Source organism: Rhizobium sp. L1K21 (assembly GCF_024055895.1).
GTDB lineage: Bacteria > Pseudomonadota > Alphaproteobacteria > Rhizobiales > Rhizobiaceae > Ensifer_A.
Genome location: NZ_JAMXLE010000008.1, coordinates 1 through 10,806 on the forward strand (window position 1 = coordinate 1; position 10,806 = coordinate 10,806).

General features: G+C 59.0%; 11 protein-coding genes and 1 pseudogene. 3 read left to right on the forward strand and 9 right to left on the reverse strand.

Features of this window, described 5'->3' with window-relative positions; genetic code table 11:
- The coding region (locus NHF56_RS19405; RefSeq protein WP_252807680.1) for a tyrosine-type recombinase/integrase at window positions 1–394 on the forward strand (394 nt) is incomplete at its 5' end.
- 8 nt (window positions 395–402) lie between these two features.
- On the opposite strand, the gene NHF56_RS19410 is transcribed toward NHF56_RS19405, so the two are convergent.
- From NHF56_RS19410 to NHF56_RS19420, 3 genes are read right to left on the reverse strand one after another with little or no spacing between them, the layout of a single operon-like run.
- Window positions 403–1,365, reverse strand: a complete 963-nt coding sequence (locus NHF56_RS19410) for an aldose epimerase family protein (RefSeq protein ID WP_252807682.1) — start codon at window positions 1,363–1,365, stop codon at window positions 403–405.
- A gap of 6 nt (window positions 1,366–1,371) precedes the next feature.
- Entirely contained in the window at window positions 1,372–2,217 is an 846-nt protein-coding gene (locus NHF56_RS19415; RefSeq protein WP_252807685.1) for an IclR family transcriptional regulator, read from the reverse strand.
- Window positions 2,218–2,236: 19 nt separating this feature from the next.
- A complete protein-coding gene (locus NHF56_RS19420; protein WP_252807687.1) occupies window positions 2,237–2,626 on the reverse strand; it encodes a RidA family protein in 390 nt (129 codons plus the stop codon).
- Between the two features lie 242 nt (window positions 2,627–2,868).
- Here NHF56_RS19420 and NHF56_RS19425 point away from each other — a divergent pair, with 242 nt between their 5' ends.
- Window positions 2,869–3,948 carry a D-TA family PLP-dependent enzyme gene (locus tag NHF56_RS19425; RefSeq protein WP_252807700.1) on the forward strand — a complete coding sequence of 360 codons (1,080 nt, stop codon included), beginning with the start codon at window positions 2,869–2,871 and terminating at the stop codon, window positions 3,946–3,948.
- A gap of 92 nt (window positions 3,949–4,040) precedes the next feature.
- Here NHF56_RS19425 and NHF56_RS19430 read toward each other — a convergent pair whose 3' ends face one another.
- The 5 genes from NHF56_RS19430 to NHF56_RS19450 form a co-directional block, all read right to left on the reverse strand.
- Entirely contained in the window at window positions 4,041–4,811 is a 771-nt protein-coding gene (locus NHF56_RS19430) for an SDR family oxidoreductase (RefSeq protein WP_252807689.1), read from the reverse strand.
- The gene (locus NHF56_RS19435; RefSeq protein WP_252807690.1) at window positions 4,808–5,803 is read right to left on the reverse strand and encodes an ABC transporter permease; all 996 of its coding nucleotides are present in this window, start codon (window positions 5,801–5,803) and stop codon (window positions 4,808–4,810) included. The genes NHF56_RS19430 and NHF56_RS19435 overlap by 4 nt, the downstream gene beginning before the upstream one ends.
- Before the next feature lie 65 nt (window positions 5,804–5,868).
- The gene (locus NHF56_RS19440) at window positions 5,869–6,900 is read right to left on the reverse strand and encodes a sugar ABC transporter substrate-binding protein (protein WP_373456345.1); all 1,032 of its coding nucleotides are present in this window, start codon (window positions 6,898–6,900) and stop codon (window positions 5,869–5,871) included.
- Between the two features lie 47 nt (window positions 6,901–6,947).
- Window positions 6,948–7,715, reverse strand: coding sequence for an ATP-binding cassette domain-containing protein (locus NHF56_RS19445; RefSeq protein ID WP_252807694.1), 768 nt, complete (start codon window positions 7,713–7,715; stop codon window positions 6,948–6,950).
- Between the two features lie 17 nt (window positions 7,716–7,732).
- Complete coding sequence (locus NHF56_RS19450) at window positions 7,733–8,851, reverse strand: ROK family transcriptional regulator (protein WP_252807696.1); 1,119 nt, start codon at window positions 8,849–8,851, stop codon at window positions 7,733–7,735.
- A 306-nt stretch (window positions 8,852–9,157) separates the two neighbouring features.
- Here NHF56_RS19450 and NHF56_RS19455 point away from each other — a divergent pair.
- A pseudogene (locus NHF56_RS19455) lies at window positions 9,158–9,289 on the forward strand (DNA invertase); the annotation flags it as partial.
- A 263-nt stretch (window positions 9,290–9,552) separates the two neighbouring features.
- Here the strand turns inward: NHF56_RS19455 and repC are convergent.
- A partial coding sequence (repC, locus tag NHF56_RS19460; RefSeq protein ID WP_252807698.1) for a plasmid replication protein RepC occupies window positions 9,553–10,806 on the reverse strand: 1,254 nt, incomplete at its 5' end.

Below are 10,806 nucleotides of genomic sequence, written 5' to 3' on the forward strand. Positions count from 1 at the left end.
AGTTGAGATCGGCCGGGGTTCGTCTGAACGCACCTGCCCGGTTGTTGCCGTTGAGACCTGGATGAAACTCGCCAAGATTGCCCACGGCCCCCTCTTCCGGCGTGTGACCGGCAAGGGCAAGGCTGTCGGTCCCGAACGGCTCAAGGATCAGGAGATCGCCCGTCTCGTCAAGAAAACCATCCTTGCCGCCGGCATACGTGGTGAACTGCCAGAGGCTGAACGTGTGAAACTCTTTTCCGGCCACTCGCTGCGCGCGGGTCTTGCCACCTCGGCAGAGGTGGACGAGCGCTATGTGCAGAAGCAGCTTGGCCATACATCCGCCGAGATGACGCGCCGCTATCAGCGCAGGCGCGACAGGTTCAGGGTCAATTTGACCAAAGCCGCGGGGCTATAAACTGAAATTCAGAAACCGGAAAAACGCCATTCGATGCGGTGCCGATAGGTTTCTCCCGGACGCAGGACCGCACTCGGATAGGTCGGCTCATTGGGTGCGTTAGGATATGTCTGCGGTTCCAGCGCAAGGGCGCCGTTCGCGACCATCTCCGAATAAGGTGCAACCAGTTCGCCGGAAAAATGGTTTGCCGTGTAGAGCTGAATGGCGGGCTCCGTTGTCCACACTTCCATGATATGTCCGGTCTCGGGTTCGCGCACACGGGCCCCCAGATGCAGGCTGCCCCGACCGGCATCCAGACAAAAGCTGTGATCATAGGGAATGGCGATCGGGCGCATTGCGCGGAAGTCGAACATCGTTCCGGCAACAGCTTCAGGCGGACCTAGCGGAATGAGCCGTTCATCGACTGCGGAATAATAAGAGGCGGGGATTTCTATCTCATGTCCCAACGCATTGCCCTCGCCCTTGAGGTTCCAATAGGCATGATGGGTCAGATTGATGATCGTGGGCTTGTCGGTCGTGGCGGTCATTTCCAGCCAGAGTGTCCTTTCCGAAAGGCCATAGAAGGCGACGGCGTCGAGATTGCCGGGATAGCCCATCTCGCCATCGGGCGACGTCAGCCGGAATGTCAGGGTCTCTTCACCCGTCTCGACGTCCCAGTCCCGCAGGGCAAAGCTTTGCGGCCCGCCATGCAGGGAACTTGAACCGTGATTGGCAGGCAGGCTGTAACGGACGCCGTCAAGTTCAAAGGCAGCGTCGGCAATCCGATTGGCGAAGCGGCCGCAAATGGTGCCCCCCCAGGTGTCGCCGTCCGGCTGGCTTGCGTCTTGCGCTGTGCCCATGACGATTTGCGTGCTGCCGCCATGACTGTTCGGAATGTCGAGCCGCAGAAGTCGCGCACCGCTCGAGGCGAATTCGGCGCGCAGTCCTCCTGGCCCTTCAAGCACCAGACCTGCGGGGTTTGTCATTTCCATTTTCAACTATCCTCGTGTATCAATTGCCCTGACGCCGCCGGTGCGTTCCCTTGGCAGGTCCTGCCCTGGCGTTTCCCGCCCGTATCCCAGTTTTTCCGAGATTTCGCTGGCGGCAGTCAAAAGGCTTTTCAAATAGCGATCGCGATTGTTCAGGCCGTCTTCACGCGGCGCGACCAGGCAGAGGGTGGCGGTGCAGATCCCGTCAGGCTGATAGATCGGAACGGCAAAACACTGCGTGAAATTTTCGATTTCGCTGTTGAAGGTGAAGAAGCCGTCGCTTCGGGCCTTGCGCGCCTGAGCGATGAACTCGCCAGGCTCCAGGCGTATACCTCTTGGCAACACGAAATCCTCCGGCGGGATGAGGTCGAGAATCTGCGTGTCGCTCAGATGCGAGAGAAGCAGGCGACCCGATGCGGTCCACGGGAGGGGAACAAGTTCGCCGATACTGGCCGAAATCCGGAATGGCCGAAGGCCTTCCCGCATCATGGCGACGGTGTATTTTCGGCCTTCGAGAACGCACATCTGCGCCGTTTCTCGTGTCTCCTCGCTCAGCCGCAGCAGCATGCGATCACATTCGCGCATCAGGTCGAACTGTTCGGCATAGGCCGTGCCCAGAAAATAGAGCCGGCGACCGAGGTAGACGCGACCGTCGCCGCCTTCATAGTCGAGCATGCCGTGATTGAGCAGGAGATTGACAAGTTCATAGACCGACGAGCGCGGCGCCCCGATCTCGGAGGCGATTTCGTTCGGCCGCATCGGCCGCCGCTTCACGCGAAGGAATTCGAGGATTTCGAAAGCGCGATCCAGTCCCCGTGTACGTCGCATAACCGGCTCGCCTGCGGTGTCTGCCATGCTTGTCTCCGATTTGGCGTCAACCGCGATCGGCGCGGTAGGCGACGCAGTCGATTTCGACCTTGCAATCGATCATCATGTGTGACTGAACACAAGCACGGGCGGGCGGGTTCTTGCCGAAATATTCGGTGTAGACACTGTTGAAGCTCCAAAAGTCCCGGGGATCATCGAGCCAGACGCCAACACGCACAACATCCTCGACGCTATAGCCGGCCTCATGCAGGATGGCGACGAGGTTTTCGATCGCCTTGCGGGTTTGCGCTACGATGCCGCCACCCACGATCTCGCCCTTTTCCATCGCCACCTGACCCGACACATGGAGCCAGCCGTTTGCCTCGACGGCGCGGGCGAAAGGCAGTGGTTGTCCGCCTGCACCTGTTTCGCCTGCACCGTAACGCCTGATCGTCATGACAATTTTCCTCTTCTGCCTGTCGCGGCTTCATCCAGGGGACAGATTGTCCAGCTGAATGCAGCGAGCCCTAAAATTCTAATATACCGGACATGTATCCGTTTTATTGGATTGACATATCAAGTCTCGTGAGGGATGACTTGTCAAGAGCGACCGCCAAGAAATAGCCGATGCCCACAAGTCGGCGATGAACGGGCGTGCTCCATTTCCAGAAGCGCAAGCTCTATCCGAGCGAGGTACCCATGCCCTTTTCACCCGATGACCTGGCCACCATCGACACGCCGGCCGTGCTGATCGATCTCGACATAGCCAGGCGCAATATCGAACGGTTCCAGCATTACGCAGACAGCCACGGGCTGCGCGTGCGTCCGCATATCAAGACGCACAAGCTACCGGCCATCGCTGAAATCCAGCTGGCGGCCGGCGCTGTCGGCATCACCTGCCAGAAGGTGTCCGAGGCCGAAGCCATGGTTGCCGGCAGCGACGCCATCACCGATGTCCTGATCACCTACAACATCCTCGGCACTGAAAAGCTCAATCGCCTGAAGGCGCTTGCCCAAAAGGTGCGTCTGTCGGTGGTGGCCGATAGCAAGAGGGTCGCTGACGGCCTGTCTGCGACCTTCGGCGACCAGACCTCCCTACTTCCCGTCCTTGTTGAATGCGACACCGGAGCAAACCGTTGCGGTGTACAAAGCCCCGAGGCTGCCGAAGCCCTGGCCACCTATATCGACGCCTCTCCGGGGCTTGTCTTTGGCGGGCTGATGACCTATCCGCCGCTTGGTGGGGAGTCCGTCGTTGAAACGTTCATGACGCAGGCAAAAGCCCTGATCGAGGCGCGCGGTATCGCGGTGCCCGTCATCACCTCGGGCGGCACACCCTCGATGATGCAGGCTGCCGACGCTCCCGTCACCACCGAATACCGGCCGGGAACCTATGTCTATAATGACGGCTCGCTGGTTGCGCGCGGCGTTTGCGGCTGGGATGACTGCGCCTTGACCGTGCTGGCGACGGTCGTTTCCGTCCCCACCCCGAACCGCGCGATCATCGATGCCGGTTCGAAGACGCTCACGTCCGACCTTCTCGGCCTGACCGGCTATGGGCATGTGCTCGGCCGCGACGACATTGCCATCGATCAACTGTCCGAGGAGCATGGACGCCTGATCAGCTCAGGGGCCATCGGACTGGCGGTCGGCGACAGGGTCCGAATCGTGCCGAACCATGCCTGCGTCGTTACGAACATGGTCGATACGGTCCTGGTTGCCGGTGATGGGCTTAGCGCACCCACATCATGGCCGATTGTCGCCCGTGGCAAGATCGTCTGATCACGTTATTCCATCGAATAGAATCATGCCGACGGCGGTTCAACACCGTCGGCTTATTCATATGCGGTTGCCTATATGACTGCCCGCCCGCCTCAGGGAGGCAAGAGCCGGAAATCAGCGCCTTCAGGCAGCAATTGTCCGCCATCGACGACAATGGTCGTGCCGGTCACGTAGCTGGCATCGTCCGAGGCCAGGAACAGGAACGCATTGGCGACATCCCGTGGGGAGCCGAGCCTTCCAAGCGGGATTGCAACCTCCATGTTTTCGATGAATGCGGCGCTTCGATGCAACTGGATCGCCTCGGTCAGGATATTGCCAGGCTCGACGCCGTTGACCGTGATGCCATAGGAGGAGAATTCCAGCGCGGCTGAGCGGATGAAACCGTTGATCCCCGCCTTGCTGGCAGCATAATGTCCATGGCCCGGACTGGTCACATGCGGACCAGTAATGGACGACGTGAAGAGAATGCGTCCCGAACCCTGCTTCTTCATCGGGACCAGCGCTGCGCGGGCGGCATTGAAGCAGCCGCGCAGATTGATGGCCATCACCCGGTCCCAGTCGTCTGGCGTCGTGTCTTCGATCAATTGCCAGGGATAGATCCCGGCGTTCTGGACGATAGCGTCCAGCCTGCCGTGCCGCGCAAGCACGAAATCGACCGCAGCAACGGCATCGTCCATTTTCGAGATATCGGCCAGCACGAAATCGGCACCGATTTCGGCGGCGGCTGCGCGTCCTGCCTCCTCCTCGAAATCAACAATGACGACCTTGGCCCCTTCTTCCTTGAAGCGCACGGCCACGGCCTTGCCGATCCCACGGGACGCACCGATGACCAGTGCGATTTTGTCTTTCAATCTGTCCGTCATGCGAGCCTCTGATGGAGCCTTTGTTTGAATGTGTCTAGAAGAACGGCTGCCAGCACCAACAGACCGTGGATGACCTGGGTATAGGTCGCAGGCAGCCCCATGAGATTGATGGCGGTGTTGATGGCGGAAAGCAGCAGAACGCCGGCATAAACGCCAGGCAGTGCGCCTACCCCGCCCTTGAGGCTCACACCGCCGATGACGACTGCCGCAAATGCGTTGAACAGCAGCCCGACGCCGAGATTGGCTGTGGCGCCAGAGGTACGAACCGAAAGCAGCCAACCAGCCAGACCCGCAATCGCGCCCGCCATGATAAAGGCGATGATCAGGTTGCGCTTGACGGGAATGCCCGCACGAAAGGCCGCAGTCTCATTGCCGCCGATCATGATCAGGTGACGACCGAAGGGCGTCTTGGTCATCATGATCGAGAAAATGAGGAAGCAGGCGATCGCGATCCAGGCCGACAGCGGGATGCCGAACAGGCGCTCGACGGCGAACCAGCGGATCGCCGGCGCAAGATCCTGTGCGGAGCGTCCGCCGGAAACAGCCAGCACGAGACCGCGGACCCAGATAAAGGAGGCGAGCGTGATGATGAAAGCGCTCATCTTCAGTTTGACGACCAGGACGCCGTTCAAGAAGCCGATCAGCGCGCCGATGGCGCAGGCAACAGCCAATGATACAGGGACCATCAGCCATTCGGGCGACAGCTTGTATCCAAGGCCGATGCCTGCGGAGCAGAACAGAATGCTGACGGCCATTGCCGAGAGGGCGGCGACAGACTCGACCGAAAGATCCATGTGACCGGTGATAATCACGATAGCAAGGCCAATCGACATGACGCCCAGAACGCTCGAGGCTTCGATGATATTGGCAAAGATGCCAAGTTGGAAATAGTTCGGAATCAGGGCTGAGAACAATGCAAGCACAACAACGAGCATTAACCAGACGAGATTGTTGAGGAGGAATTCAAGAATTTTGCGTGTTCGAGGAGACATACGGCAAATCCGGATTGGAGGGGAGAGAGCCGGGGCCATCGATGGCCCCGGGCGGAAGAGCCGTCTTACTTGACGGGCTGGATGGCGTCTGTCGGCGGCTTCTGGTTGCCCCAGAAGGCCGGATTGTCAACATTCGCCTTGGTGATTGCCGAGCCGGGGATCTTGATATTCGGTCCCCAGCTTTCGTTCGTCAGGTCACCCTTGAGGCCAATGACGTCATATTCGCCGGGTTTGATTTCCTGCTTGGCGACGATCTTGTCCATGAACATGGCGATGGCAGCGGCCTGAGCATAAAGGGGCTGTTCCACTTCGACATTCAGCCAGCCCTTGCGGATCAGGTCGAGGCCGACGGGTGCGCCGTTCGAGCTCATCATCATGATGTCGCCGGGCTTCTTGCCGGCCGCTTCAAGCGAGGCCGTCGCTGCAACGGAAAGACTTGCGGCATGCAGAAAGATCAGGTCGATGTCGGGGTTGGACAGCAACTGGTCGGAAACGATCGTTCCGGCATTGCTCGCTTCCCACTGCAGCGCAGGCAGAGAGATGATCTTGACATCGGGGAAGGCCTTCATCTTTTCCTCGAAACCCTTCTGGATGTCGAGCGTATAGGGATCGCCGGGGTCGCCAAGAACCTGCAGGATCTTGCCCTTTACGACACCATTACGGGCTTTCAGCATGGCCTCTGCCTGGTCGGCAGCGATATGGCCGATTTCGACAGTGCCTGCCACCGAGGTGAAGTCGGAGGGGGTCGAGGTGATCTGGCGGTCAAATTCGACGACCGGGATGCCGGCGGCGCGCGCCGATTCAATGGAAGGCTTCAGCGCGTTGAAATCGACAGCGGCAAGTATGATCGCAGACGGCTTCAGCGCGATGACGTCGTTCATCTGCGATTGCTGTGCCTCTGTCTTGTTATCGGCGTTGAGCGTCGTCAGATCATAGCCGACCTGCTTGAGGAACATGCCGAGCGCGCTGACCGAACCGGTCTGGAACTCGTCGTTCAAAGTGGGCACAAGATAATAGACCATGCCCTTTGTCTGGGCGGCCGCGGTCGTGATCATGGATAGGCCGAGCAGCAAGCCGCCCAGCAGGGTTAGCATCATTCGCTTCATTTTCGTCTACTCCAGTTTTGAGCCGGTTCCCTTTTTGATTAGTTGCTCGCTGCTCCGGCACCAGCGAGTGTTTGACCTGTGATCATTCCGATCACGGCATCTGCGTTTGTCTTGCTGCATTCGACATCGCCGGCGACAACGCCCTGGCGGATGACGACGATGCGATCAGCGACCTGAAAGGCCTGCTGCATGATGTGCGTGATGATGACGACGCCAATGCCCTGATTGGCGACGTGGCGGATCATCTCCAGCCCGCGCCGCGTCTGTTCGACGCCGAGGGCTGCGAAAGGCTCGTCGAGAAGGATGAGCTTGCCACCCCAGTGGACAAAGCGGTTGAGTTCGATCGCCTGGCGCTGGCCACCGGACAGATGCTCCACCTTGCCCCGCAGCGAGGGAATGCGGGTGCCGGCATTGGCGAGCGCCTTGCCTGTGATCTCCTCCATCGCCCTTTCATCGAGAAAGGGAATGCCGGCGATCTTGCGCGTGATTTCGCGACCCATGAAGAAATTGCCGACCACGTCGACATTGGTGCAGAGCGAAAGATCCTGATAGACGGTTTCGATCCCTGCGGCCTTGGCTTCGGCAGGCGTGTTTGCCTGATATTCCTGACCTTCGAAGATCATGCGCCCGGACGTCGCTTTCTGTCCGCCGGAAATGATCTTGACCAGGGTTGATTTCCCGGCTCCGTTGTCGCCCAAAAGGGCCACGACCTCGCCCTTGCCGATGGAGAAACTGATGCCCTTGAGGGCCTCGATCGCTCCGAAACTCATGCGTATATTGTCCAGGACGAGCAGTTTCTCGCTCATTTGGCATTCCCCTTTTCTTATGTTTCAAACATTTGCCCGTAACGTGGTGACAGGATTCCATAGACCGCGAGCGCGGCGGCACCGCGAAGTGCGGAATGTTGGCAGTCGCGGGCGGCGACAACGCGCGGACTGGTGCGGTTGGCGCGCGCGGAAACCGAATTGTCGAGCCCGTCAACCAGCGTTGCCAGTTGATCGATCAGCGATTGCGGTGCCAGGCCGCCAATCACAACGGTTTGCGGATCAAACAGGTTTTCGATCGTGCGGATCGCGTGGCGGAACATTGGCGCGACCTCGCAGACCCATTCCGCCTCGGTGAGGCCGCGCCGCCTGTAGGCGTCCAGCGACAGATAGCGTTCGAGACAGCCGCGGTTTCCGCAGGGGCATGGCTCGCCATCGGGTATTGCCGGGATGTGGCCAATTTCGCCGGCATTGCCCCAGGCGCCGCGCATCACCACGCCATCGTTCAGCATGGCGCCACCAAGACCGACGCTGAAAAACAGGTAATAGTAATCCGAAAATTGTTGACCAAAGCCGTAAAGCTGTTCGCCGAGAGCCGCCGCCGCCATATCGTTTTCAATGAAGACCGGCAGATCCGTCGCCGCAGCAAGGCGCTGGAGAATGTCGACATTCTTCCAGCCTGTCATGGTGGTCGGGCCAACGAAACTCATGGATTCGACGTCGAAGGGACCCGGCAATGCCAGGCCCGCGCCAAGAAGCCGGCCACGCAGCGGGCTGGCCTTGAGTTCGCTGACCATGTCCCTGATCAGGGTGAAGGCTTCGTCAGGCGTCGGGTTCGAGGCGTCGCGCCGGCGACTTTCAACCACATCACCACGCAAATTGACCAGAGCGGCCTCGATGCCGAGCGGCGTCAGATGGATGCCGACGGCGTGGCCACCTTCCGGGTTGATGGTGAGCTTTGATGGCGGAATGCCGCGTCCCTTCGGCTCCTCGCGGACGGAAAGGGTGAGACCCTGTTCCTCCAGTTCACGCACGATTGTGGAAACGGTTTGGACTGTGAGCCCGACGCGGGCGGCTATGTCGCCGCGCGTCGTTGGGCCATGCAGGCGGATCGATTCAAGCACGATACGCCTGTTGAAAGGCCGCCCCGATTCCTGATTGGTTCCGCGTAAAGTCATGTGAATTTCTCCTGTCAGGGATGAGATTGCCATCACCTTGCCATTTCGTCAAATGATTTTCAAAAATAAATGGAGCGGGTCGTTGGCCCATCGCGCGCCTAGACATTAACCGTGGACAATGCTGCGATTGAGTTGGCGGTCTGCCGGGAGCCAGGTGTGGCCATTCTCGCTTGCGCCGCACCCTATGTCCGGCCGGATCAGAGGCGGAGCCAGCCTGAGTAAAGATTTCATGGGCATTCAGTCGCGTTTGGACGTCCTCTATCCAACGCCTCAAAACGCGCTTCTCTCCTATGCTTCGGAATCGCACCAGGTCCGCCAGAGGATTGCCTCATGACACATGTTGCCCGGATCCACTCGTCAAATCCTGAACTCACATTGCGCGAGATTGCCAGCCAGCTCGAGCATTTGCACGAACGAACGCCGCGAGGCGGAACCAAATGAGTGCCCTCTTCCGTCAAGAACCTGACCGATCGAGCCAGACGCATTGGACTACTCGATGTCAACACGGCAGAATTGCCGGAGTGATTATCATGCGCGAACGCGTTACTCATCGCGCGCCTCTGATTTAGCGTAGCACTCTCAAACATTTCGTAACCGATCTCGGACAAGCGATTGTCGATGCGTTGATGAATAGCTTCGACTGCCTTCTCGAAGAGGAAGAAGGCTAGCAGACGAACAAAGAGCCACCGTCGGCGCGCTGATCATGTCTGTGGCTTCTTCAGTGACGCACGCAAGGCATCCGATACAACGTATCCACCCTGCCCTCGCTCATCTCTACCCGTCAGATCTGACTGCGCCTTCACCTCACCCTTGATTGTCTCGAGTTTAGCCCTGTAGAGCGCCATAACCATCGGCCAGGTCGAGAACTGCCCATCGCGCGCCCTATCCGTCAGACTTCTGAGATAACCGCCAGGATTGTTGATCTGGTCGGCCCGTTGCAGGATCGCCGCCAGCGTGATCGCTGCGTTCGTTTCACCCATGGCTTCACAGGCCTCCTGCCAGGCGCTTGGACTGATACCCAACATCGGCCGGACCGCTTCCGCGGCTGCCAGCAGGTCACGCCAGCGGGTTATTTGGCCATTCTGGCCATAGTCCTTCACGTCCGGGCAAGCCTCAAGCACCATACCCAATGGCAAATCCCGTTTCGGCAAGCTCCGCAGGTTGTTGTTTTCCTCAAGGCTGCCCCCCGCTTCGTCTTTTGTTCGGGAGCCTTGTTCAGATTCAGAAAGATGATCGGTATTTGAACTCTGTATGTGGCGACCATTTTGGGACTCATTGGCACCCGGATTCTCTGTTTTTGTGAAAGATTCCAGTACATCACAGATATCTTGCCACAGGTCCTGGAGCTCATCGCACAAACTCTCTATCAGCTGCCGCGGCGCTGTCCTTGGAAGACGGGCCATGATCTCCTGATAGATCTGGCTCACGCGGCCCCAATTGCCCGGCACACCCTCTTCAATGCCAGCGTCAATCATCTTCACGATGTCACGACGAAGCAGCGTCAGGCGTTCTTTGGCGACCTTGAAGGCTTTCTTTTCAGCGTCTACGGCTTCTGCGAGCTCTTCGAACTCGGCGGCACGTGCAACGATTGGTGACAGATCGAAACCATAGGCCTGCTCAACCTGCCCTCCCCGACCCTTGCGCGCGAAACGTTTCCCATTCGGGCTATCGCGACGGATGATCAATCCGCATTCCACGAGAACCGCCAGGTGGCGCCGCAGTGTTGTTGCCGGCATACCGTTTGCACGGGCCATGAGCTGTTCGTTGGAGGGCCATACAATGAGCGTTCCATCGCTCGACAGTTCGTCGTCCGGGTGGAATGACAAAAGCGCATTCAAAATGGCGAGGCCCCTGTCCGTTGCACCCAAGGGATCACGAGCCTTACGGATCGAATGGAAGACCTTCCACTTTTCGACTGTTGCCCCTTCGGGCATGGATTGTGCGGCCACTTGTCT